This is a genomic window from Pantoea sp. ABR1s, from assembly GCF_057812235.1.
The window spans coordinates 1,001,211-1,024,093 of the sequence record NZ_CM173823.1; the positions used below are offsets into that span (position 1 = coordinate 1,001,211).

Here is a 22,883-nt window from a genome sequence, read left to right on the forward strand (position 1 = left end):
TAAGTGACAGGGGTATTGAGATCAATGGGTTAGCTTAAAAGCGGGCGGAATGCCTGATTAATATTGATACAGGTCAAAACTGTCCGAAATCAAAGGTGATATACCGGGGCCTCAAATTTGATTTATCCACGTATTACCCGGGAGACGCAATCATGATCACTGGTATCCAGATCACTCAATCAAACAATTCACAACTACTGAACTCCTTCTGGCTGCTGGACGAAGAGAAAGCCGAAGCGCGTTGCCTGTGTGCAAAAGCGGGCTACGAAGAAGATCAGGTTGTCGCCATCAGCGAACTGGGTGAATTCGCTTTCCGTGAAGTGCCGGTTGAAATCAAACCTCAGGTACGTGTTGAAGGTGGACAGCATCTGAACGTCAACGTTCTGCGTCGCGAAACGCTGGAAGATGCAGTTAAACATCCTGAAAACTATCCGCAGCTGACCATCCGCGTTTCAGGCTATGCCGTGCGTTTTAACTCACTGACGCCTGAGCAGCAGCGCGACGTTATTACCCGTACCTTTACTGAAAGTCTTTAAGCAGCCTGAGTTATCGGTTGCTGAAAATTAGCGCAAAGCGCACACAGCAATTTTTATTAATATTATGAATAAGATAAACAGTTAACTGCCCGGCACGCTGATGCCAGTGTCATGAAGAAAGCGCTCTGGCAGATAAAAGATTGTGAAAGGGCTGTTACTGATTATCAGATAAAAAAAATCGCCTCCTGTGAGGCGATTTTTTTATAGCTGCGATGATTTATTCCGCATTCTCATTAGCGGGCGTACTGCCGCTTGCCTTGCGGCGTTTGCCGACATTTTTGGCATCACGATGGCGTTTTTTCACACGCGGTTTTTCTGTTTCACTGGCTTTCTGCTCTGCACGCTTCGCCAGAACCTTTTTCGACGGTTTGCCGGTCGTTTTGGCACTTGGCGCCCGCGTCTCAGGACGCAGCTCATCAATCACGCGCGCTTTGATTGGCTCGTTCACATAGCGGGTGATTTTGCCCAGCAGCACGAAATCGTGTGCTTCAACCAGTGAGATGGCGATGCCTTTACGGCCCGCACGACCGGTACGCCCGATGCGGTGCAGATAGGTATCAGCGGTGCGCGTCATGTCATAGTTGAAGACGTGACTGACATCTTCAACGTCAATGCCGCGCGCGGCGATATCCGTCGCAACCAGCACGTTAACGCGGCCTTCACTCAGACGTTTAATCGCTTCGTTACGCTTTGCCTGCACCATTTCGCCTTCAAGATAGCTGCTACGAATCCCCGCTTCGTGCAACCAGCTCACCAGCTCATGCAGACGTTCACGCTTACGCACGAACACGATGCTGCGCGTCACATCCGGCTGTTTCAGCAGATGGATCAGTAATTTGGTCTTGTGCTGCAGATCGTCAGCGCGGTAGTACCACTGCTGGATCTTTTTGCGCTCACGGCGGCTTGGGTCCGCTTCCAGCTCAACCGGATCGTTCAGCAGACGCTCGGCGAAGTCACGGATATTGTCGCCTTCCAGCGTGGCAGAGAACAGCAGAGTTTGCTTGCGCCAGCGCGTTTCAGCCGCGATGGTTTCGATATCCTGGGCAAAGCCCATATCGAGCATGCGGTCCGCTTCATCCAGCACCAGGGTTTCTACTGCGCGGCAGTCAAAGTTCTCTTCTTTGATGTACTGCAGCAGACGGCCGGTGGTGGCGACCACGATGTCCTGGTTTTCGCTGAACACTTCGGCATGGTTCATATAAGCCACGCCGCCGGTGATGGTGGCGATGTCCAGATGAGTATGTTTCGCCAGCTCACGCGCATGATCGGCGACCTGCATCGCCAGTTCGCGGGTCGGGGTCACAATCAGGATGCGTGGCGGGCCAGATTTCTTACGCGGAAAATCAAGGAGGTGCTGCAACGCCGGTAACAGATACGCGGCGGTTTTCCCGGTCCCTGTAGGTGCCGAACCCAGAACGTCACGGCCCTCCAGCGCGGGCGGAATTGCAGCAGCCTGGATCACTGTTGGGCGCGTAAAGCCTTTTTCCTGCAACGCTTGTAGCAGGCTTTCGTCGAGTTCGAGTTCGGAAAATGTGGTTACTGTCATGGTCTACCTCAGTTTGGGGCGCTGATTATAGACAGATCAGACTGAATCTTCATCTGTTAATCCGTTTCGGCTGCGCCTGGGGTTGTCTGCCGCGTGAATTCCCTCTGTTGTCACGTTACACTCATGCGCTGCCGTACGGCAGGAAAAAAAAGATGGTAGTGACGAATGATGCAGGATAAGCCGCGTGAACGGCCACAGTTAAACAAGAACGGTTTTACCTTTAAACAATTTTTTGTCGCGCACGATCGCTGTGCGATGAAAGTGGGCACCGATGCCATTCTGCTTGGGGCCTGGGCGCCGGTTGCCGGGGTAAAACGTATTCTGGATATTGGCAGCGGCAGCGGGCTTATCGCGCTGATGCTGGCGCAGCGTACGCCGTCGCCGGTCAACATCGATGCGGTTGAGTTAGAACCGCAAGCCGCGCTTCAGGCGCAGGAAAATGTGCAGCAGTCGCCGTGGCCTGAACGTATTCGGGTTCATCAGCGTGATATCGCCGACTGGGCTGAACAGTGCGATAAACGTTACTCGCTAATCGTCAGCAATCCGCCTTATTTTGCGCCTGGCGTGGCCTGTTCGACTGCGGCACGGGACAGCGCCCGTGCCACGGCCTCGCTCGATCATCAGACACTGTTACGCAGTGCTGCATTACTGATTGAAGAAGAGGGGATGTTCTGCGTGGTGCTGCCCACCGCGACCGGCCAGGAATTCATCGCCCTGGCGCAGGCGGATGGCTGGCATCTGCGTTTCCGGCTGGACGTGGCGGAATATGCCCATCGTCCGCCGCACCGCGTCCTGCTGGGGCTGTCGCCGCAGGCCGGGGAAACCCTGCTGGAGCGCCTTGCCATCCGCACGCCGGACACCCGCTATTCTGATGAGTGGTGTAGCCTGACGCGGGAGTTCTACCTTTTTATGTAGTCCGGCGGCGTCAGGATGGTTGGCCGCGCCTCGGGCAGTAAATCCGGGTAGTCGCGGATATAGTGCAGGCCGCGACTCTCTTTTCGCTCCAGCGCACAGCGCACCATCAGGTCAGCCACCTGCACCAGATTCCGTAGCTCCAGCAGATTATTGGAGAGGCGGAAATGACGATAATATTCATCGATCTCCTGCTGAAGCAGGTTGATGCGACGCAGCGCCCGCTCCAGCCGCCGGGTCGTGCGGACGATTCCCATGTAGTCCCACATGAATAACCGCAGCTCGTGCCAGTTATGCTGGATCACCACGCGCTCATCGGCGTCATCGACCTGGCTTTCATCCCATGCGGGTAGCGCAGTAACGGCTTCGATGGCGGGCAGGGTGCGAATCAGCTCCTCTGCAGCGGACCAGCCATAAACCAGACACTCCAGCAGCGAATTGGATGCCATGCGGTTAGCGCCATGCAGGCCGGTATAACTCACCTCACCGATGGCATAGAGGCCACTGACGTCGGTCTGGCCGTGCTGATCAACGACTACGCCGCCACAGGTATAGTGCGCGGCAGGCACAATCGGGATGGGTTCTTTGGTGAGGTCAAAGCCAAAGGTCAGCAACTTCTCATAGATCATCGGGAAGTGCGCGCGAACAAACTCCTCAGGCTGGTGGCTGATATCCAGATACATACAGTCAACGCCCAGCCGCTTCATCTCATGATCGATGGCCCGGGCGACGATATCGCGCGGGGCGAGTTCGGCACGCTCATCGAAATCGGGCATGAAACGGCTGCCATCGGGACGCAACAGCCAGGCACCTTCTCCGCGTAACGCTTCGGTTAACAGGAAATTCTGCGCCTGCGGATGAAACAGGCAGGTCGGGTGGAACTGGTTAAATTCCAGATTGGCAACCCGGCAGCCGGCACGCCAGGCCATCGCGATGCCGTCACCGGAGGCGATGTCGGGGTTAGTCGTATATTGATAAACTTTGGCGGCACCACCGGTTGCAACCACCACGGCCCGTGCCCGACAGGTTTCCACCTGTTCGCGATTACGGTTCCAGATCCATGCTCCCACCACGCGGCGTGGGCCTGGCAGGCCGATTTTATCTGAAAGAATCAGATCGACCGCGTTGGTGCGTTCCAGTATCCGGATATTGGGATGGCTCAACGCCTGGCTTACCAGCGTCGTTTCAACCGCATGGCCGGTGGCGTCAGCGCTGTGCAGGATACGTCGATGACTGTGGCCGCCTTCCCGCGTCAGGTGATAACGCATGTCGCCGGCCGCCTGCGGGTCGAGATCAAAGGCGACACCGTTGTCGATCAGCCACTGCACGCAGTGCCGGGCATTACTGGCGATAAACGAGACGGCTTCACGGTCGCATAATCCTGCTCCGGCAATCAGCGTATCTTCGATGTGCGACTCGATGCTGTCAGTCTCATCAAATACCGCAGCAATACCGCCCTGGGCGTAAAGGGTTGACCCCTCATTGACCTGCGCTTTACTGAGAACTGTCACCTGATACTGTTTTGCCAGCCGCAACGCCAGCGACAGGCCAGCAGCACCGCTGCCCACAATGAGTACATCACACTGATAATCCGGGTTCGCATTCATCATAATGTTTAATTTACTAAACAAGAATAGGGCTGAGCATAAGCGCAATGGGGGTTGCTGTGAAGTATTTTAAACATCTGGCGCAGGTTTTTGTCTGATGATTTCCCAAAGTTACTTAATATCAGTGAGTTAAAACCGGGCTGCTTTTGGCGCGGTTTTTTATAGCAAACTTATTAAACCTAAAGGATTTAATGATGAAAAAGCTGTTGTCATAGGTTACTCTGCCTGCGATTTACGCTCCTTACACTGAACGAAAACGAAGAACCTGTGTAATGTCCATCGGAGCGGTAAATATCAGGGCGAGAAGTGAACTTCGCACCACATCATAACTCTAAGCGCATGCTTGCTCAGAACCATGAGATGTGCTGGCAGTTACTTTATGCGTATGAAAAATTTGGGGAGACATTACCTCGGATGAGCGAGCAGTTGACGGACCAGGTCCTTGTCGAGCGCGTACAGAAGGGAGATCAAAAAGCTTTCAACTTACTGGTGATTCGTTACCAGCATAAAGTGGCGAGCCTGGTTTCACGCTATGTTCCCTCGGGCGACGTACCTGATGTAGTACAGGAATCGTTTATTAAAGCGTATCGCGCACTGGATTCATTCCGGGGCGATAGCGCGTTTTATACCTGGCTGTACCGCATTGCGGTAAATACAGCGAAAAATTACCTGGTTGCTCAGGGGCGTCGTCCGCCATCCAGCGATGTGGATGCTATTGACGCAGAAAATTTCGAAAGTGCGGGTGCATTAAAAGAAATTTCGAACCCTGAGAACTTAATGTTGTCAGAAGAATTGAAACAAATTGTCTTTCGTACCATCGAGGCGCTACCCGAGGACTTGCGTATGGCAATCACCCTCAGGGAACTGGACGGTCTGAGTTATGAAGAGATCGCCGTCATTATGGATTGCCCGGTAGGCACTGTTCGATCACGTATCTTTCGTGCGCGAGAGGCCATTGATAACAAAGTTCAACCGCTTATCCAACGTCAGTGATAACGGCTACTGGAAGGGTACATAGGCATGCAGAAAGAAAAACTTTCCGCTTTAATGGATGGTGAGACCTTAGATAACGAGCTGTTTTCCGCCTTGTCTAAGGACGCAGAACTACAGAAAAGCTGGGCAAGCTATCATCTCATTCGCGACACCATGCGCGGTGATGTGGGCGATGTCCTGCATTTTGATATTTCTGCGCGCGTCGCTGCTGCCATCGAAAAAGAACCGTTGCGTACGGTTACAACGCTGATCCCTGAAGCTCAGCCAGAACCTTCCCGCTGGGAAAAAATGCCGTTCTGGAAAAAAGCGCGCCCGTGGGCTGCGCAACTGACCCAGGTCGGTGTCGCTGCCTGTGTTTCACTGGCCGTGATCGTAGGCGTTCAGCACTATAACCAGCCAGAGGGCAGCGCCACGCAGACCTCTGACTCTCCGGTGTTCAATACGATGCCGATGATGGGCAAAGCGTCTCCGGTGAGCCTGGGCGTGCCGTCTGATGCATTTGACACCAACAGTTCTAACCAGCAGGTTCAGGACCAGCGTCGTCGCGTAAATGCCATGCTGCAGGATTACGAACTGCAACGTCGCCTGCACGCTGACCAGCTGCAGTTTGAAACCACTGCGCCAAAACAGGCGCAGGTTGATGTTCCCGGAAATCAATCATTAGGACAGCAACAGCAGTAATGAAGCCGCTTTGGTATGCTGTTAGCCTGCTGACAGGCAGCCTGTTGTGGTCATCTGCCGCCCCGGCGCAACCTTCTGCGTCCGGGGCGCTATTGCAGCAGATGGAGCAGGCAAGTCAGAACCTCAACTACGAATTCGCCTATATCAACGTTTCCCGCATCGGCATCGAATCGCTGCGTTATCGTCATGCTGTAATCGATAACCGGATATTCGCTCAGCTGTTGCAGATGGACGGGCCACGTCGGGAAGTGATCCAGCGCGGCAACGATATCAGTTACTTCGAACCCGGCCTCGATCCCTTTTCGCTCCCCGGCAATCACATTATCGATGCTTTGCCGTCGGTGATTTTTGCTGACTTCACCAAGCTCGCCACAGCCTATGATTTTATTACCGTAGGCCGCTCGCGCATTGCCGATCAGATGTGTGATGTGTTGCGCATCGTTTCACGCGATGGCACCCGTTACAGCTATGTGGTCTGGCTGGATGTGGACACCAAGCTGCCGCTGCGCATCGACCTGCTTGATCGTGACGGCGAAACGCTGGAGCAGTTCCGCGTCATCAGCTTTGCGGTGGACGAAGGGGTGCGCAATCTGATGAAGGGGCTGGAGAAAGCCAATCTGCCACCGTCGCTTTCCGTGCCGAAAGGGGATGCGGTTACGCTCACCTGGCAGCCTGGCTGGATACCTGCTGGTATGTCGCTGGTGTCGCAGAATCGCCGCACGCTACCCGGTTTGAATAAAAATATGGAATCGAAGCTCTACAGCGATGGCCTGTTTAGTTTCGCGATCAACGTGACGCCGGCCGATAAAACCAGCACAACGCAGACATTGCGCACTGGGCGTCGTACGGTCCAGACCGTTGTGCGCAATAATAACGAAATAGCGGTGATCGGCGAATTACCGCCCTCGACCGCAAAACGTATTGCGGACAGCATCGACCTGGGGTCACAAAAATGATGAGAGAATGGGCCACCGTGGTGGCATGGCAGGATGGCATCGCCACGCTGCACACCGAAGCAAAAACCTCCTGCAACAGCTGCCAGGCGCGTAAAGGCTGTGGCAGCCATATGCTGAATAAGCTCGGTCCGAAGAATGCCCACGTGATGCAGATCGCCAGCAGCAAGCCGCTGCAGCCGGGGCAGCGGATCGAACTCGGTATCAAAGAGAGCAGCCTGCTGGGTTCAGCGTTGCTGGTCTACATGACGCCGCTGTTTGGCCTGTTCCTGGTTTCCGGGCTGTTTCAGGCGCTGTTCAGCAGCGATCTGGCCGCCGCCTGTGGTGCGCTGCTGGGCGGTATCGGGGGTTTTATTGTCGCCAAAGGCGTTTCAATGAAATTCGGCGATCGGGAAGCCTTTCAGCCGGTCATTCTGAACATCGCCTTGCCTCCCGATGCGCTGCGTGTTGAAAGCGAAGCGTAACGCACGTCCAGGCCGCGCATCCCGCGGCCTTTGTCTGTTCTGCCTCGCGCAGATATCTGTTTCGCTTCCACCACGTTCCATTCTTTTATGCGCGGCGTTAACAGTGTAATATGCGTCGTCATTAATGAGGCTGACAGGATTGTGGGTAAAGAGCGATCTTCCTGAATGTGTCTGTGCTCAGGTTTTCAACTGAATTTTAAGCGAAGATATCCCAATAAATGAAGCACATAAGAAATTTCTCCATCATCGCTCATATCGACCATGGCAAATCTACGCTCTCTGACCGCCTGATTCAGATTTGCGGCGGCCTCACCGCTCGTGAAATGGCTGCGCAGGTTCTTGACTCTATGGATCTGGAGCGCGAGCGTGGCATCACCATCAAAGCACAGAGCGTCACACTCGATTACCACGCGAAAGACGGCCAAACTTACCAGCTCAATTTCATCGATACCCCAGGACATGTAGACTTCTCTTATGAAGTTTCCCGCTCACTGGCCGCCTGCGAAGGCGCGCTGCTGGTGGTGGATGCCGGTCAGGGTGTTGAAGCGCAGACACTGGCGAATTGCTACACCGCGATGGAGATGGATCTGGAAGTGGTGCCGGTTCTGAACAAAATTGACCTGCCCGCTGCCGATCCCGATCGCGCCGCGCAGGAAATTGAAGATATCGTCGGCATTGATGCAACTGACGCGGTGCGCTGCTCAGCTAAAACCGGCGTCGGCGTTCCGGAAGTGCTGGAACGCTTAGTGCGCGACATTCCGCCGCCAGAAGGCGATCCGGAAGCGCCGCTGCAGGCACTGATTATCGACTCCTGGTTCGATAACTACCTGGGTGTTGTTTCCCTGGTGCGCGTGAAAAACGGCACCATGCGCAAAGGCGACAAGATCAAAGTCCTGAGCACCGGTCAGGTTTATAACGCTGACCGCCTGGGTATCTTCACCCCGAAACGGGTTGATCGTAATGAGCTGAACTGCGGTGAAGTAGGCTGGCTGGTCTGCGCCATTAAAGATATCCTCGGCGCACCCGTGGGCGATACGCTGACTACCGCACGTAATCCGGCAGACAAAGCGCTGCCAGGCTTTAAAAAAGTGAAGCCGCAGGTTTACGCCGGTCTGTTCCCAATCAGCTCTGACGACTATGAAGCGTTCCGTGATGCGCTCGGTAAGCTGAGCCTGAACGACGCCTCGCTGTTCTATGAGCCAGAAAGCTCAACGGCGCTGGGCTTTGGTTTCCGCTGCGGCTTCCTCGGTCTGCTGCACATGGAGATCATCCAGGAGCGTCTGGAGCGCGAATACGATCTCGATCTGATCACTACCGCACCGACGGTGGTGTATGAAGTCGTGACCACCAGCGGCGAAATCGTTCATGTCGACAGCCCATCCAAGCTGCCGGCACTGAACAATATCGAAGAGCTGCGTGAACCGATTGCCGAATGTCACATGCTGCTGCCGCAGGAGTATCTGGGCAACGTCATCACGCTCTGTATTGAGAAGCGTGGCGTGCAGACCAACATGGTTTACCACGGCAATCAGGTGGCACTGACTTACGAAATTCCGATGGCTGAAGTGGTACTCGACTTCTTTGACCGTCTGAAATCAACCTCGCGCGGTTATGCCTCGCTGGATTACAACTTTAAACGTTTCCAGCCTTCAGACATGGTACGTGTTGACGTATTGATTAACTCTGAGCGTGTGGATGCGCTGGCGCTGATTACCCACCGTGACAACGCGCCTTATCGCGGACGCGATCTGGTTGAGAAAATGAAAGAGCTCATCCCGCGTCAGCAGTTTGATATTGCGATTCAGGCTGCCATCGGCAACCACATTATCGCGCGTTCAACGGTGAAACAGCTGCGTAAAAACGTTCTCGCCAAGTGTTATGGCGGTGACGTCAGCCGTAAGAAGAAACTGTTGCAGAAGCAGAAAGATGGTAAGAAGCGAATGAAGCAGGTTGGTAACGTTGAGCTGCCACAGGAAGCGTTCCTCGCCATTCTGCATGTCGGTAAGGACAGCAAATAAGGATTTCCAATGGCTAATATGTTCGCCCTGATTCTGGCGATAGCGACGCTGATTACTGGCATCGTATGGGTAATTGATCGTTTTAAATGGGCACCCGCGCGTCGCGCGAAACAGGCTGAGGCTCAGGCCCAGACCGGTAACGCGCTCGACAGCAAAACGCTGGCGAAGGTCGCTGCAAAGCCAGGCTGGGTTGAAACGACCGCATCCGTGTTCCCGGTGCTGGCCGTGGTTTTCATCGTGCGTTCGTTTATCTACGAACCGTTCCAGATTCCCTCTGGCTCGATGATGCCGACGCTGCTGATTGGTGACTTTATCCTGGTGGAGAAGTTTGCTTACGGCATCAAGGATCCGATCACCCAGACGACGCTGATCCCAACCGGTCAGCCGAAGCGCGGCGATATCGCGGTATTTAAATACCCGAAAGATCCGAGCCTGGATTACATTAAGCGCGTTATCGGCCTGCCGGGCGACAAAGTCATTTATGATCCTTACAGCAAAACGCTGACGGTGAAACCGACCTGCTCCGATGATAGAGCCTGTGACACAGCGTTAGCGGTAACTTACACCGACGTTGAGCCAAGCAACTTTGTTCAGACCTTTAGCGGCTTTGATGGCAACGAAACCGGCAACGGTTTTTATCAGGTGCCGCAGGGCGATACCCTGCGCGGTGGTTTGCGCCTGGGAACCCGCAAAGAGACAATCGGTAACGTGACGCATGACATTCTGCTGGTAAACGAAGCGCAGAGTCAGGCAGGCATGTATTATCAGCAGCCGGGTCAGCCGCAGGCGAGCTGGGTCGTGCCGAAAGGGCAATACTTCATGATGGGCGACAACCGTGATAACAGCGCCGACAGCCGCTACTGGGGCTTTGTCCCGGAGCGTAATCTGGTCGGTAAAGCGGTCGCTATCTGGATGAGCTTTGAGAAACAAGAAGGCCAGTGGCCAACCGGCGTGCGATTCAGTCGCATCGGTGGTATCCACTAACATTATTGTCTGATTAACAGGCAAATCGGGTGGCCTCCTCAGGGAGGCCACTGCACACCAAACGGAACGTGTTGGATTACCAGCCCCGTTTGGTATGCAGAGTCACAGACGCAACAAAGAACTGGAATCGCATGAACCCCATCCTGATTAACAAGCTTCAGCGCAAACTGGGCTACACTTTTACTCATTCGGAACTGTTACAGCAGGCCCTGACTCACCGCAGCGCCAGCAGTAAGCATAACGAACGCCTGGAATTTCTTGGCGATTCTATTCTTAGCTATGTGATTGCTAATGCCCTTTATCACCGCTTCCCGCGGGTTGATGAAGGTGACATGAGCCGCATGCGCGCCACGCTGGTGCGGGGCAACACGCTGGCTGAAATGGCACGCGAATTTGATCTTGGCGAGTGCCTGCGCCTGGGACCCGGTGAGCTGAAAAGCGGCGGTTTCCGTCGTGAATCGATCCTGGCGGATACGGTGGAAGCGCTGATTGGCGGTATCTTCCTCGACAGCAGTATCGAGCGGGTAGAGCAGCTGATCCTCGACTGGTATCAGACCCGCCTCGACGAAATAAGTCCTGGCGACAAACAAAAAGATCCGAAAACGCGTCTGCAGGAGTATCTGCAGGGGCGTCATCTGCCGCTGCCAAGTTATCTGGTAGTACAGGTACGTGGCGAAGCCCACGATCAGGAATTCACCATTCACTGTCAGGTGAGTGGCATGGCCGAGCCGGTTGTCGGCGTCGGCTCCAGCCGTCGTAAAGCTGAGCAGGCAGCGGCTGAACAGGCACTGATAAAATTAGGTCTTGAATAGATCTGTCGGGATGACAGTGCCGGAACCGGCACTGACCATTAACCTGACATTCTATCCCGGCGTCAGAAGACGCTGAATGACACATGACTCGAATAGCACTCTTTCGGCGCCGCATCAGGCGCTGAACAATTCAGGACTCGAATGAGCGAAAACGTTACTTATTGCGGCTTTGTCGCGATTGTTGGCCGACCAAACGTCGGTAAATCCACCTTACTGAACCAGTTGCTGGGGCAGAAGGTGTCGATCACCTCGCGTAAGCCGCAAACCACGCGCCACCGCATCATGGGCATTCATACCGAAGGCGAATATCAGGCGATCTACGTCGATACCCCAGGTCTGCACATGGAAGAGAAGCGCGCCATTAACCGTCTGATGAACCGCGCAGCCAGCAGCTCCATTGGCGACGTAGAACTGGTGATCTTCGTGGTTGAAGGCACCCGCTGGACGCCCGATGATGAGATGGTGTTGGGCAAACTGCGCGACAATAAAGTGCCGGTGGTGCTGGCGATCAATAAGGTCGATAACATCCAGGATAAAAGCATTCTGCTGCCACATCTGCAGTTCCTGAGCCAGCAGATGAACTTCCTCGATATCGTGCCTATTTCTGCTGAGAGCGGCAAAAACGTCGATACCATTGCGGCGATTACCCGCAAGCATCTGCCGCAGGCCGATCATCACTTCCCGGAAGATTACATCACCGACCGCTCACAGCGTTTCATGGCGTCAGAGATGATCCGTGAAAAACTGATGCGCTTCCTGGGTGCTGAACTGCCTTACTCCGTTACGGTTGAGATCGAGCGCTTCGTGACTAACGAACGTGGCGGTTATGACATTCACGGTCTGATTCTGGTTGAGCGCGAAGGGCAGAAGAAGATGGTGATTGGCAACAAAGGCGCCAAAATCAAAGTCATCGGCACAGAAGCGCGCAGAGACATGGAAGAGATGTTCGAAGCGAAAGTGCATCTCGAACTGTGGGTGAAAGTGAAATCCGGCTGGGCAGATGACGAACGTGCGCTGCGCAGCCTGGGTTATACAGACGATCTCTGATTCAATGGAAGGCTGGCAACGCGCCTTTGTGCTGCATAGTCGCCCCTTCAGCGAAACCAGTCTGCTGCTCGACCTGTTCAGCGAAAGCGAAGGGCGGGTGCGGGTTCTGGCCAAGGGCGCACGTTCGCGGCGCTCGCAGCTGAAGGGGGCGTTACAGCCTTTTACCCCGCTGCTGGTTCGCTGGAGCGGGCGCGGGGAAGTCAAAACCCTGCGCAATGCCGAAGCGGTGTCGCTGGCCTTACCGCTCAGCGGCATCACGCTCTACTGCGGTCTTTACGTCAATGAGCTGGTCTCTCGCGTATTGCAGCAGGAATTCCCCTTCTCAGAACTCTTCTTCGACTATCTCAACTGCCTTCAGGCATTAGCCTCAACGCACGGCAAGCCCGAACCGGCACTGCGGCGTTTTGAACTGGCGCTGCTCGGTCACCTGGGTTATGGCGTCGATTTCCTTCACTGCGCCGGCAGCGGCGAGCCGGTCAGCGACAACATGACGTACAGCTACCGCGAAGAGCGCGGCTTTATTGCCAGCCTGGTGGTCAATCAGCGCAGCTTTACCGGCCGCGAATTGCGCGCCCTGTGCGAGCGAGAGTTTCCCGATGCCGACACTCTGCGCGCCGCGAAGCGGTTTACCCGCATCGCCCTGAAGCCCTATCTTGGTGGCAAGCCGCTGAAGAGTCAGGAGCTGTTCCGCCAGTTTATCCCGAAGAAAAAGCCTGAACAGGCAGAAGAATAGCGCGGGTCGTACCGCCTGTTTCACTTTGCGCGGTACACTCAACATCACGATGAAAAACAAGTGAGGACGGACATGGCTGAGTTGCTGTTAGGCGTCAATATCGATCACATTGCTACGGTGCGTAACGCCCGTGGGACAAACTATCCCGATCCGGTGCAGGCAGCGTTTATCGCCGAGCAGGCGGGCGCAGACGGCATTACCGTGCACCTGCGCGAAGATCGCCGTCACATCACTGACCGCGACGTGCGTATCCTGCGTGACACCATCCAGACGCGGATGAATCTGGAGATGGCGGTCACCGATGAGATGATCGGCATCGCCTGTGATATCCAGCCCCATTTCTGCTGCCTGGTGCCGGAAAAGCGTCAGGAAGTGACCACTGAAGGCGGGCTGGATGTGGCGGGGCAGCAGGAGAAGATGAACGCGGCCGTACGACTGCTGAGTGACGCAGGCATTCTGGTTTCGCTGTTTATCGATGCCGATCACCGTCAGATTGAAGCGGCCGTGGCCAGCGGCGCGCCTTACATCGAAATTCATACCGGCGCTTACGCCGAAGCACCAGAGGGACTGGCGCGTGACGCTGAGCTGGCGCGTATCCGCCACGCCGCGACCTTTGCCGCCAGCCTGGGACTGAAGGTCAATGCCGGTCACGGTCTGACCTACCACAACGTGCTGCCGATTGCGGCGCTGCCGGAAATGCATGAGCTGAATATCGGCCATGCGATTATTGGTCGTGCGGTGATGAGTGGCCTGCCGGATGCGGTGAAAGAGATGAAGCAGCTGCTGCGTGAAGCCCGTCGCTGATGGCTATTCTGGGACTGGGTACGGACATCGTTGAGATTGAACGTATCGCCGGGGTGATTGAACGCTCCGGCGACCGGCTGGCACGGCGGGTGCTGAGCGAAGCCGAATGGCAGCAATATCAGGCGCACAAGCAGCCGGTGCGCTTTCTCTCTAAACGCTTTGCGGTAAAAGAGGCGGCGGCAAAAGCCTTTGGCACCGGTATTCGCGGTGGTCTGGCGTTTAATCAGTTTGAAGTTTACAACGATGCGCTGGGAAAACCGGGATTACGCTTCTTTCAGCATGCCGCTGAAGTGGCAGAGAGGCTGGGCGTTAAACACGTTCACGTGACGCTGGCCGATGAGCGTCACTACGCCTGCGCCACGGTGATCATTGAAAGCTAGCCGTGCAGCAGCACGAACTTCTCCCACAGCGCATCGCGTGATTCGGTGTGCTGTGGGTCAATGATGATGGTGTTGTCGATGGGGCATACCTGCTGACAGGTTGGCGTCTCATAATGCCCGACGCATTCCGTGCAGCGGCTGACATCAATCTCATAGATCGCATCGCCCAGTGAAATGGCCTGGTTCGGGCACTCCGGTTCACACATATCGCAGTTAATGCATCTGGACGTAATCAACAGCGCCATTTTACCCACCTGATAACAACAGAAAAAGCGCGGGTATTATACGCGCTGCAGCTGATCAGACCAGCTTTTTCACCAGCGCTTCGCTGTGGCGAATATGACTGGACGCGCGTTCCGGATCGTTTTGCACCAGCGCCATAAACAGCAGATCGGTCAGGGCCAGCTGCGCCGTGGTCGAGGAGATGGCCGCGCTGCGGGTACTCTGCTCTTCCGCCACCGTATAGAGACAGTAACTGGCGCTCTGCTGCAGCGTATTCGGCGTAAAGCCGGTAAAGGCCACCACATCGGCGCCTACCTGAACCGCCTCCTGCGCGGCCAGATTGATCTCCCGCCGTTCACCGGTGTAAGAGATGGCGAGCAGCACATCGCCGGGCCCCATCGCCTGCACGCTGGCCAGCAGGGCGTGCATATCCTGCTCTGCCACCGCATTAATGCCGATCTTCATCAGCTTCCAGGAGAAGTCCTTCGCCACCAGACCCGAAGCGCCGATGCCTACCAGTAAAATACGCCGGGCATTTTTCAGCAGCTGTAACACATCGTTGAGCTTCTCTTCGCTGTTGATATCCAGCGTGGCGCGGATCGCCGAGAGTTTCTCTGTCAGCAGCTTCTCGCCCACCATTTTAAGGGGATCGTCGCTGAGGATATGGTTATGCACGGTAATGGCATCTTTGTCCGCCAGTGACTCACTCAGAGCCAGCTTAAGCGCCGGAAAACCTTTGTATCCCAGTTTCTGAGCAAACTTCACCACGCTCGACTGGCTGACGCCAGACTCTTCCGCCAGCTTTTGCGAACTCAGGTGGCGCGCCCGATCGGGTTGCGACAGTAAAAAATCAGCCAGCCGACGCTCGTTCAATGCCAGACGTGGATAAAGCTGGCGAATGCGCAGCAATGAACTCATGCCCAATCCTCGTAATTCAGGGATAATCTGTGAAGAATAAACTATTCATCAGGCATTGTAGTCATCGGAATTAAAAATGACAGTCATCGCCGTAGCGCCTGATGATGGCTACACTACTCTTTATCATTCCAGAATCAGCCTGAAGGAGAGTTGTTTGACCAGGGGAACACAACGTCGCGTCGTATTTTTTGACCTGGATGGCACTTTGCACCAGCAGGACATGTTCGGCACTTTTATGCGCTATCTGCTGCGTCGCCGCCCGCTTAATCTGCTGCTGGTGGTGCCGTTATTGCCGGTAGTGGGTATCGGCTTGCTGTTTAAAGGCCGGGCGGCACGCTGGCCCATGAGCCTGCTGCTCTGGTCTATTACTTTTGGTCGTTCTGAGCGGACGCTGCTGCAACTCGAAGCCGAATTTGCGCAGTGGTTCCGCCTGCGCGTTAAAGCCTTTCCGGTGGTTCAGCAGCGCCTGACCGATTACCTCGGCAGTGATGATGCTGACGTCTGGCTCATCACCGGATCGCCACAGTCTCTGGTGGAGCAGGTCTATTACGACTCCGCGTTTCTGCCACGCGTGAAGCTGATTGCCAGTCAGATGCAGCGCGGCTGGGGCGGGCGGGTACTGGCAATGCGCTGCCTCGGTCATGAGAAAGTGGCACAGCTGGAAGAGAAAATCGGCACGCCGCTACAGCTCTACAGCGGCTATAGCGACAGCAAACAGGACAACCCGCTGTTGTTTTTCTGTCAGCATCGCTGGCGCGTAACACCCGCAGGTGAGCTGCAACAGCTGGAATAAGTTTCTAAAGGATCGGTGAGACCGCTATAATGCGCCGCTTTTCTGTCGCCCGGAGTGGTCAGCATGAAACAACAAGATGAATACTGGATGCGCCATGCGCTTGACCTGGCGCGCCGGGCGTGGGAGCAGGGCGAAGTGCCGGTGGGTGCGGTGCTGGTTCAGAATGACCGGGTGATCGGTGAAGGCTGGAACCGGCCCATCGGCCAGCACGATCCGACGGCGCATGCGGAGATTATGGCGTTGCGGCAGGGCGGTAAAGTACTGGAAAATTATCGTCTGCTGGACACCACGCTCTATGTGACGCTGGAGCCGTGCGTGATGTGCGCCGGCGCCATGGTACACAGCCGCATCAGCCGGCTGGTCTACGGGGCGCACGATATCAAAAGTGGAGCGGCAGGATCGCTGCTCGATGTGCTGGGGCACCCCGGCATGAATCATCAGGTTGAATTACAGAGCGGCGTGCTGGCTGAAGAGTGTGCCGCTATGCTGAGCGACTTCTTCCGTATGCGTCGTGAGCAGAAAAAAGCGCTGCGGCAGGCGCAACGCCAGGATTATTAATTCATGGCGATCTTCGGTTCGACCGCCGGATAGCCTTTGGCCAGTTCGGCCTGTGCTTCTTGTGCTTCAGCCTGCTGCGCCAGGCGCTTTTCCTGCTCCTGCAGATAACCCACCAGGCTTAACTGATATTTGCGGATGTTCTCCACATAGTTATAGGCTTCATGCCCACGGGCATAGCCATAAGCCGTCTGGGTGTAGTAACGCTTCTGGCTCAGCATGGGCAGACGCAGCTTCACATCCGCCCAGCTATCCGGATTACCCCCCTGGCGGGCAGTGAGTTTACGGACATCCAGCATATGGGCATAGCCCATGTTATAGGCCGCCAGCGCAAACCAGATGCGCTCATCTTCCGGGATGGTCTGCGGCACCTTCGCCATCATATCCTGCAGATACTGACTGCCGCCGCGAATGCTCTGTTCGGGATCGGTCCGGTCGCCCACGTCCAGGCTCTCAGCGGTGTTACGGGTCAGCATCATCATGCCGCGCACGCCGGTAGGGGAGGTGGCCTGCGGGTTCCAGTGCGACTCCTGATAGGAGATCGCCGCCAGCAGTCGCCAGTCAATGCTGGTGGCGTACTTCTCAAACAGCGGTTTGATGTCAGGCAGCGTGTTATCGATGGCGCGCAGGAAAGTGCGGGTATCGACATAATCAAAGGTGCCGACGTGGCCGAGATATTTCTCCTCCAGCCGCGCCATCGCCCCTTCTTCACCCATACCGTTAAAGAAGTCGAGCATCGCGGCATTCAGGCTGTCGTCATCGCTGTGCCGCACATACCAGGTGACCGGCTCTTCATCAGTGACGTCAAACGCCACCGCCAGCTGCGGATAGATGCGCTGCAGCAGAGCGATGGTCACGGAGTCGCCAATCGTATAGTCGAGCTTGCCGTCTGCCACCGCTTCCAGCAGGGCTTTAGGACTTTGATCGGTGGAGATCGCCCAGTCCAGATCGGGGTACTGGTTTGACCGCGCGCTCTTCAGCGTTGACAGATACGCCGATCCTGACGCAACAGTCAGCCGCCCCTTTAAGTCACCGAGGTTTTTAGGGCGTGGCTTATCCACGCGATAGACCAGCTGCTGCGAAACGTTGTAGTAGCCTGGCCCGGTCTGATAGCGGGTCAGGCGTTCGCTGTTGTAGTTCAGACCCGCGGCCAGCAAATCGGCTTTGCCATCATCTAAATCGTCAAACAGATCGCTCAGGTTGGGACGTACTGTCACCTTGAGTTTGACGCCCAGATAATCGGCGAAGCGTTTTGCCAGCTCATAATCCATACCGGCCGGAGATTGGTTCACTGTGTAGTAAGTCAACGGGGAATTGATGGTACTGACACGCAGTACTCCCCGTGATTTAATCTGTGAAATCTGGTCCTGCCCACCCCCATACCAGGGAATGGATGGCCATAGCGCTAACGCTAACAGCACGGCAACCAGACCGATAAACAGATAATTAAATTTTAGGCGTTTCAAATAGTTATCTCTCGCTGGCTCTAAGGCCTCTGTCTTTTAAAGGCAGTATTTGTCTTCTTTGAACTCCCAGAGCGAGGGGCATTTTGCGCAACAAAATCACGCTGAGCAACTTTTATAGCAGCTTTTGCGCAAAATTCAGGCAAATCCGGGTCGCCAAAAATTGTGCGCAAACGGTTTCGTCGCGAGGTCGCTTTCTCTATAATACGCCCCGTTTTCCCTGTTGCGCCCAATGAAGCGTCGCCCGGCGCCCTGACGAGAGATTTATTAATGGAAATTCTGCGTGGTTCGCCCGCCCTGTCGGCATTTCGTGTAAACAAACTGCTGACCCGCTTTCAGGACGCTCATCTGCCGGTGAGTGATATTTACGCTGAGTACATCCATTTTGCTGATGTCAGCACGCCCTTAAGCGCTGACGAACAGAGCCGTCTGCAGCGCCTGCTGAAATATGGTCCCTCTCTCGCTGAACATGCCCCACAGGGGCGTCTGCTGCTGGTGACGCCTCGTCCCGGCACCATTTCGCCCTGGTCATCCAAAGCCACTGACATTGCCCACAACTGCGGCCTGCCGCAGGTCCGTCGCCTGGAGCGCGGCCTGGCCTTTTATGTACAGGCCCCGCAACTGACGGAAGCGCAGTGGCAAACGCTGGGCACACTGCTGCACGATCGGATGATGGAAACGGTCTTCGGCGATCTGACGCAGGCTGAACAGCTGTTCGCGCATCACACGCCACAGCCGGTGAAAAGTGTCGATCTGCTGGGTGAGGGCCGTCAGGCGCTGGTTCAGGCGAATATCTCACTGGGTCTGGCGCTGGCCGACGATGAAATCGACTACCTGGTGGCGGCGTTTACCGCATTGGGCCGCAATCCCAACGACATTGAACTCTATATGTTTGCGCAGGCGAACTCTGAGCACTGTCGTCACAAGATCTTCAACGCCGACTGGATTATCGACGGCGAGAAACAGCCAAAGTCGCTGTTTAAGATGATTAAAAACACCATGGAGCAGACGCCGGACTACGTGCTCTCTGCTTACAAAGATAACGCCGCCGTGATGGAAGGCTCAGAGGTTGGCCGCTTCTTTGCTGACGCCGGAGAGAGCGAATACCGCTGGCATCAGGAAGCCGCACACATCCTGATGAAGGTGGAAACCCATAACCACCCGACGGCCATCTCGCCGTGGCCTGGTGCTGCGACCGGTTCCGGTGGTGAAATTCGTGATGAAGGCGCAACCGGAAGGGGTTCAAAGCCAAAAGCGGGCCTCGTCGGTTTCTCCGTATCGAACCTGCGTATCCCTGGCTTTGAACAGCCGTGGGAAGAGGACTTCGGCAAACCGGCCCGCATCGTCAGCGCGCTGGAAATTATGACCGATGGCCCGCTGGGCGGCGCTGCATTTAACAATGAATTTGGTCGTCCGGCTCTGAATGGTTACTTCCGTACCTATGAAGAGCAGGTCACCAGCCACAACGGCACTGAGCTGCGTGGCTACCATAAGCCCATTATGCTGGCGGGCGGCATCGGGAATATCCGTGCCGATCACGTGCAGAAAGGTGAAATCACCGTAGGCGCGAAGCTGGTGGTGCTGGGCGGTCCGGCAATGAACATCGGCCTGGGCGGCGGCGCGGCGTCATCGATGGCCTCGGGTCAGTCTGATGCCGATCTCGACTTTGCCTCGGTACAGCGTGATAACCCGGAGATGGAGCGCCGTTGTCAGGAAGTGATCGACCGCTGCTGGCAACTGGGTGATGAGAACCCGATTCTGTTTATCCACGACGTGGGCGCTGGCGGCCTCTCCAATGCGATGCCGGAGCTGGTCAGCGATGGTGGTCGTGGCGGCCGGTTTAACCTGCGTGACATTCTGAGTGATGAGCCTGGCATGAGTCCGCTGGAGGTCTGGTGTAACGAATCACAGGAACGTTATGTGATGGCAGTGGCACCCGATCAGCTGGCGCAGTTTGAGGCAATTTGCCAGCGCGAACGCGCACCGTTCGCGGTCATTGGTGAAGCCACCGAAGAGCTGCACCTGAGCCTGGAAGATAGTCATTTCGGTAACAAGCCGATCGACATGCCGCTTGATGTCCTGCTGGGCAAAACGCCGAAGATGACGCGGGATGTGGTGACGCAGCAGACACAGGGTACTGCCCTGCAGCGTGACGGCATTACGCTGGTCGATGCGGTGAACCGCGTGCTGCATCTGCCTGCCGTGGCGGAAAAAACCTTCCTGATCACCATCGGTGACCGCAGCGTGACCGGCATGGTTGCGCGCGACCAGATGGTGGGACCGTGGCAGATCCCGGTTGCCAACTGTGCGGTGACAACCGCCAGCCTCGACAGCTATCACGGCGAAGCGTTTGCCCTGGGCGAACGTTCACCGGTTGCGCTGCTGGACTTCGCGGCATCGGGTCGTCTGGCCGTCGGTGAAGCACTGACCAACCTGGCGGCTACCCATATTGGTTCGCTGAAGCGTGTGAAGCTTTCCGCAAACTGGATGTCCGCCGCCGGTCATCCGGGTGAAGATGCCGGTTTATATGCGGCGGTGAAGGCAGTCGGCGAGGAGCTTTGCCCGGCGCTGGGGATCACCATCCCGGTCGGTAAAGATTCGATGTCGATGAAAACACGCTGGCAGGAAGGCAGCGAACAGCGCGAAATGACCTCACCGCTGTCGCTGGTAATTACCGCTTTTGCCCGCGTCGAAGATGTCCGTCGCACCGTCACGCCACAGCTGCAGGCCGATCAGGATAACCTGCTGCTGCTGATCGATCTGGGCAACGGCGCGAATACGCTGGGCGCAACCGCGCTGTCGCAGGTTTACCGTCAGCTTGGCGACAAACCTGCCGACGTGCGCGATGCCGCTCAGCTGGCGGGCTTCTTCAATGCCATCCAGGCGCTGGTGGCTGAGCAGAAACTGCTGGCTTACCACGATCGCTCCGACGGTGGTCTGCTGGTGACGCTGGCCGAGATGGCGTTTGCTGGTCACTGCGGCATCGACGTTGACATCGCCTCGCTGGGTAACGATGCGCTGGCCGCCCTGTTTACCGAGGAGCTGGGCGCGGTGATTCAGATCAACGCTGCCGATCGCGCTGTGGTTGAGCAGATCCTGGCGGATCACGGCCTTGCCGACTCGACGCATCTGCTGGGCAGCGCGCAGCCGGGCGATCGCTTTGTGATCCGTTCTGGTGACAGCGCGGTCTACAGTGAAAGCCGCAACACATTGCGTACCTGGTGGGCGGAAACCACCTGGCAGATGCAGCGTCTGCGCGACAACCCGGCGTGTGCCGATCAGGAACATGAAGCGAAGAAAAACGACAGCGATCCTGGCCTGAACGTTAATCTGACCTTTAATCCGCAGGAAGATGTTGCTGCCCCGATGATCGCCACTGGCGCACGTCCAAGGGTCGCGGTGCTGCGTGAGCAGGGCGTGAACTCCCATGTAGAGATGGCCGCCGCCTTTGATCGGGCAGGTTTCACCGCCATTGACGTTCATATGAGCGATCTGCTGGCCGGACGTCGCGGTCTGGAAGAGTTCCAGGCGCTGGTCGCCTGTGGCGGCTTCTCCTACGGCGATGTGCTGGGTGCCGGTGAGGGCTGGGCGAAATCGATTCTGTTTAATCCGCGCGTGCGTGACGAGTTCGAAACCTTCTTCCACCGTCCGCAAACCCTGGCGCTGGGCGTCTGCAACGGCTGCCAGATGATGTCTAATCTGCGTGAACTGATCCCAGGCAGCGATCTCTGGCCGCGCTTTGTGCGTAACCAGTCTGAGCGCTTTGAAGCGCGTTTCAGTCTGGTAGAAGTGGCCGCCAGTCCATCGCTGTTGCTGGACGGCATGGCCGGTTCGCATATGCCCATCGCCGTTTCGCACGGTGAAGGCTTTGTTGAAGTGCGTGATGCTTCGCATCTGGCGGCGCTGGAGTCGAAAGGGCTGGTGGCACTGCGCTTTGTCGATAACTTCGGCAAGGTAACAGAAACCTATCCGGCTAACCCGAATGGCTCACCAAACGGCATCACTGCCGTGACTAATGAAAGTGGGCGCGTCACTATCATGATGCCGCATCCGGAGCGGGTGTTCCGCACCGTCAGCAACTCCTGGCATCCGGCAGAGTGGGGCGAAGACAGCCCGTGGATGCGTATTTTCCGCAATGCGCGTAAACAGCTGGGTTAATGTAATCCGCTGAAAAGAGCAGGAGGCCAGTGTGCCTCCTGTTCTTTTTTGTGGCTCTGTTGGCAAATGGCGACAATGAGCATGTCGTACTGTCTCTTTTTGGCGACATCTATCTCGTTGATTTTTAATGAACGCCCATCCGGCGCGATTTCATGTCGCTCAGCGGAGACAGTTTTCACTTACTGTAATCAGATTTTGCGCAACAGTTGTCCGGTAAGCTTATTCAATTTGCTGAAAAATATAATGATTTATTTCCTGGCATGGAACTTGCTATACTCATGCAGCTGCTCATTCACCTGTTTAT

21 protein-coding genes are annotated in these 22,883 nt (G+C 55.9%); 16 read left to right on the forward strand and 5 right to left on the reverse strand.

Annotated elements, in window-relative coordinates:
* The first annotated feature begins 152 nt into the window (after positions 1 to 152).
* Positions 153 to 536, forward strand: a complete 384-nt coding sequence (gene grcA, locus ACXKZD_RS04735) for an autonomous glycyl radical cofactor GrcA (protein ID WP_010257678.1) — start codon at positions 153 to 155, stop codon at positions 534 to 536.
* Positions 537 to 753: 217 nt separating this feature from the next.
* Here the strand turns inward: grcA and srmB are convergent, their stop codons facing one another.
* Complete coding sequence (gene srmB / locus ACXKZD_RS04740) at positions 754 to 2,082, reverse strand: ATP-dependent RNA helicase SrmB (protein ID WP_010257676.1); 1,329 nt, start codon at positions 2,080 to 2,082, stop codon at positions 754 to 756.
* 165 nt (positions 2,083 to 2,247) lie between these two features.
* On the opposite strand from srmB, the gene trmN reads away from it, so the two are divergent.
* Positions 2,248 to 2,997 carry a tRNA(1)(Val) (adenine(37)-N(6))-methyltransferase TrmN gene (gene trmN, locus ACXKZD_RS04745; RefSeq protein WP_488981898.1) on the forward strand — a complete coding sequence of 250 codons (750 nt, stop codon included), beginning with the start codon at positions 2,248 to 2,250 and terminating at the stop codon, positions 2,995 to 2,997.
* Here trmN and nadB read toward each other — a convergent pair.
* Positions 2,982 to 4,601 carry an L-aspartate oxidase gene (gene nadB / locus ACXKZD_RS04750; protein WP_010671303.1) on the reverse strand — a complete coding sequence of 540 codons (1,620 nt, stop codon included), beginning with the start codon at positions 4,599 to 4,601 and terminating at the stop codon, positions 2,982 to 2,984. The two genes, trmN and nadB, sit on opposite strands and share 16 nt — an antisense overlap.
* 414 nt (positions 4,602 to 5,015) lie before the next feature.
* On the opposite strand from nadB, the gene rpoE reads away from it, so the two are divergent.
* The 11 genes from rpoE (at position 5,016) to acpS (ending at position 14,470) form a co-directional block, all read left to right on the forward strand.
* Entirely contained in the window at positions 5,016 to 5,594 is a 579-nt protein-coding gene (rpoE, locus tag ACXKZD_RS04755) for an RNA polymerase sigma factor RpoE (protein ID WP_010257669.1), read from the forward strand.
* Positions 5,595 to 5,621: 27 nt separating this feature from the next.
* Positions 5,622 to 6,275 (forward strand): anti-sigma-E factor RseA, encoded by a 654-nt coding sequence (rseA, locus tag ACXKZD_RS04760; protein WP_010257667.1) that lies wholly within the window; start codon positions 5,622 to 5,624, stop codon positions 6,273 to 6,275.
* On the forward strand, positions 6,275 to 7,231 hold the full coding sequence (gene rseB / locus ACXKZD_RS04765; RefSeq protein ID WP_022624108.1) for a sigma-E factor regulatory protein RseB: 957 nt from the start codon (positions 6,275 to 6,277) through the stop codon (positions 7,229 to 7,231). The genes rseA and rseB overlap by 1 nt, the downstream gene beginning before the upstream one ends.
* A complete protein-coding gene (rseC, locus tag ACXKZD_RS04770; protein WP_010257664.1) occupies positions 7,228 to 7,692 on the forward strand; it encodes a SoxR-reducing system protein RseC in 465 nt (154 codons plus the stop codon). The genes rseB and rseC overlap by 4 nt, the downstream gene beginning before the upstream one ends.
* A 218-nt stretch (positions 7,693 to 7,910) precedes the next feature.
* Complete coding sequence (gene lepA, locus ACXKZD_RS04775; protein WP_010257661.1) at positions 7,911 to 9,710, forward strand: translation elongation factor 4; 1,800 nt, start codon at positions 7,911 to 7,913, stop codon at positions 9,708 to 9,710.
* Between the two features lie 9 nt (positions 9,711 to 9,719).
* Entirely contained in the window at positions 9,720 to 10,694 is a 975-nt protein-coding gene (gene lepB, locus ACXKZD_RS04780; protein WP_488981899.1) for a signal peptidase I, read from the forward strand.
* A gap of 131 nt (positions 10,695 to 10,825) precedes the next feature.
* Positions 10,826 to 11,506 carry a ribonuclease III gene (gene rnc, locus ACXKZD_RS04785; protein ID WP_010257656.1) on the forward strand — a complete coding sequence of 227 codons (681 nt, stop codon included), beginning with the start codon at positions 10,826 to 10,828 and terminating at the stop codon, positions 11,504 to 11,506.
* 141 nt (positions 11,507 to 11,647) lie between these two features.
* Positions 11,648 to 12,553 carry a GTPase Era gene (gene era / locus ACXKZD_RS04790; protein ID WP_010257653.1) on the forward strand — a complete coding sequence of 302 codons (906 nt, stop codon included), beginning with the start codon at positions 11,648 to 11,650 and terminating at the stop codon, positions 12,551 to 12,553.
* 4 nt (positions 12,554 to 12,557) lie between these two features.
* On the forward strand, positions 12,558 to 13,286 hold the full coding sequence (gene recO, locus ACXKZD_RS04795) for a DNA repair protein RecO (RefSeq protein WP_010257651.1): 729 nt from the start codon (positions 12,558 to 12,560) through the stop codon (positions 13,284 to 13,286).
* A 72-nt stretch (positions 13,287 to 13,358) separates the two neighbouring features.
* Positions 13,359 to 14,090: a pyridoxine 5'-phosphate synthase gene (gene pdxJ, locus ACXKZD_RS04800; RefSeq protein WP_010257647.1), complete on the forward strand. Its 732-nt coding sequence runs from the start codon at positions 13,359 to 13,361 to the stop codon at positions 14,088 to 14,090.
* Entirely contained in the window at positions 14,090 to 14,470 is a 381-nt protein-coding gene (gene acpS, locus ACXKZD_RS04805) for a holo-ACP synthase (protein ID WP_010257645.1), read from the forward strand. The genes pdxJ and acpS overlap by 1 nt, the downstream gene beginning before the upstream one ends.
* Here acpS and ACXKZD_RS04810 read toward each other — a convergent pair.
* Positions 14,467 to 14,715, reverse strand: coding sequence for a YfhL family 4Fe-4S dicluster ferredoxin (locus tag ACXKZD_RS04810; RefSeq protein WP_010671305.1), 249 nt, complete (start codon positions 14,713 to 14,715; stop codon positions 14,467 to 14,469). The genes acpS and ACXKZD_RS04810 overlap by 4 nt on opposite strands.
* 55 nt (positions 14,716 to 14,770) lie before the next feature.
* Entirely contained in the window at positions 14,771 to 15,610 is an 840-nt protein-coding gene (locus tag ACXKZD_RS04815; protein WP_010257643.1) for a MurR/RpiR family transcriptional regulator, read from the reverse strand.
* A 154-nt stretch (positions 15,611 to 15,764) separates the two neighbouring features.
* Here ACXKZD_RS04815 and yfhb point away from each other — a divergent pair, with 154 nt between their 5' ends.
* Both yfhb and tadA read left to right on the forward strand, forming a co-directional pair.
* Entirely contained in the window at positions 15,765 to 16,403 is a 639-nt protein-coding gene (gene yfhb, locus ACXKZD_RS04820) for a phosphatidylglycerophosphatase C (protein WP_010257641.1), read from the forward strand.
* Between the two features lie 63 nt (positions 16,404 to 16,466).
* Positions 16,467 to 16,961, forward strand: a complete 495-nt coding sequence (gene tadA / locus ACXKZD_RS04825) for a tRNA adenosine(34) deaminase TadA (RefSeq protein WP_022624112.1) — start codon at positions 16,467 to 16,469, stop codon at positions 16,959 to 16,961.
* On the opposite strand, the gene mltF is transcribed toward tadA, so the two are convergent.
* The gene (gene mltF, locus ACXKZD_RS04830; protein WP_010257637.1) at positions 16,958 to 18,424 is read right to left on the reverse strand and encodes a membrane-bound lytic murein transglycosylase MltF; all 1,467 of its coding nucleotides are present in this window, start codon (positions 18,422 to 18,424) and stop codon (positions 16,958 to 16,960) included. The two genes, tadA and mltF, sit on opposite strands and share 4 nt — an antisense overlap.
* A 267-nt stretch (positions 18,425 to 18,691) precedes the next feature.
* Here mltF and purL point away from each other — a divergent pair, with 267 nt between their 5' ends.
* Complete coding sequence (gene purL, locus ACXKZD_RS04835; RefSeq protein WP_488981900.1) at positions 18,692 to 22,579, forward strand: phosphoribosylformylglycinamidine synthase; 3,888 nt, start codon at positions 18,692 to 18,694, stop codon at positions 22,577 to 22,579.
* Positions 22,580 to 22,883 lie beyond the last annotated feature (304 nt).

Bases quoted from the DNA above. Each gene is read 5' to 3' on its own strand.
- grcA (WP_010257678.1), top strand. From the start codon at position 153: ATGATCACTGGTATCCAGATCACTCAATCAAACAATTCACAACTACTG.
- srmB (WP_010257676.1), bottom strand. From the start codon at position 2,082: ATGACAGTAACCACATTTTCCGAACTCGAACTCGACGAAAGCCTGCTA.
- trmN (WP_488981898.1), top strand. From the start codon at position 2,248: ATGATGCAGGATAAGCCGCGTGAACGGCCACAGTTAAACAAGAACGGT.
- nadB (WP_010671303.1), bottom strand. From the start codon at position 4,601: ATGAATGCGAACCCGGATTATCAGTGTGATGTACTCATTGTGGGCAGC.
- rpoE (WP_010257669.1), top strand. From the start codon at position 5,016: ATGAGCGAGCAGTTGACGGACCAGGTCCTTGTCGAGCGCGTACAGAAG.
- rseA (WP_010257667.1), top strand. From the start codon at position 5,622: ATGCAGAAAGAAAAACTTTCCGCTTTAATGGATGGTGAGACCTTAGAT.
- rseB (WP_022624108.1), top strand. From the start codon at position 6,275: ATGAAGCCGCTTTGGTATGCTGTTAGCCTGCTGACAGGCAGCCTGTTG.
- rseC (WP_010257664.1), top strand. From the start codon at position 7,228: ATGATGAGAGAATGGGCCACCGTGGTGGCATGGCAGGATGGCATCGCC.
- lepA (WP_010257661.1), top strand. From the start codon at position 7,911: ATGAAGCACATAAGAAATTTCTCCATCATCGCTCATATCGACCATGGC.
- lepB (WP_488981899.1), top strand. From the start codon at position 9,720: ATGGCTAATATGTTCGCCCTGATTCTGGCGATAGCGACGCTGATTACT.
- rnc (WP_010257656.1), top strand. From the start codon at position 10,826: ATGAACCCCATCCTGATTAACAAGCTTCAGCGCAAACTGGGCTACACT.
- era (WP_010257653.1), top strand. From the start codon at position 11,648: ATGAGCGAAAACGTTACTTATTGCGGCTTTGTCGCGATTGTTGGCCGA.
- recO (WP_010257651.1), top strand. From the start codon at position 12,558: ATGGAAGGCTGGCAACGCGCCTTTGTGCTGCATAGTCGCCCCTTCAGC.
- pdxJ (WP_010257647.1), top strand. From the start codon at position 13,359: ATGGCTGAGTTGCTGTTAGGCGTCAATATCGATCACATTGCTACGGTG.
- acpS (WP_010257645.1), top strand. From the start codon at position 14,090: ATGGCTATTCTGGGACTGGGTACGGACATCGTTGAGATTGAACGTATC.
- ACXKZD_RS04810 (WP_010671305.1), bottom strand. From the start codon at position 14,715: ATGGCGCTGTTGATTACGTCCAGATGCATTAACTGCGATATGTGTGAA.
- ACXKZD_RS04815 (WP_010257643.1), bottom strand. From the start codon at position 15,610: ATGAGTTCATTGCTGCGCATTCGCCAGCTTTATCCACGTCTGGCATTG.
- tadA (WP_022624112.1), top strand. From the start codon at position 16,467: ATGAAACAACAAGATGAATACTGGATGCGCCATGCGCTTGACCTGGCG.
- purL (WP_488981900.1), top strand. From the start codon at position 18,692: ATGGAAATTCTGCGTGGTTCGCCCGCCCTGTCGGCATTTCGTGTAAAC.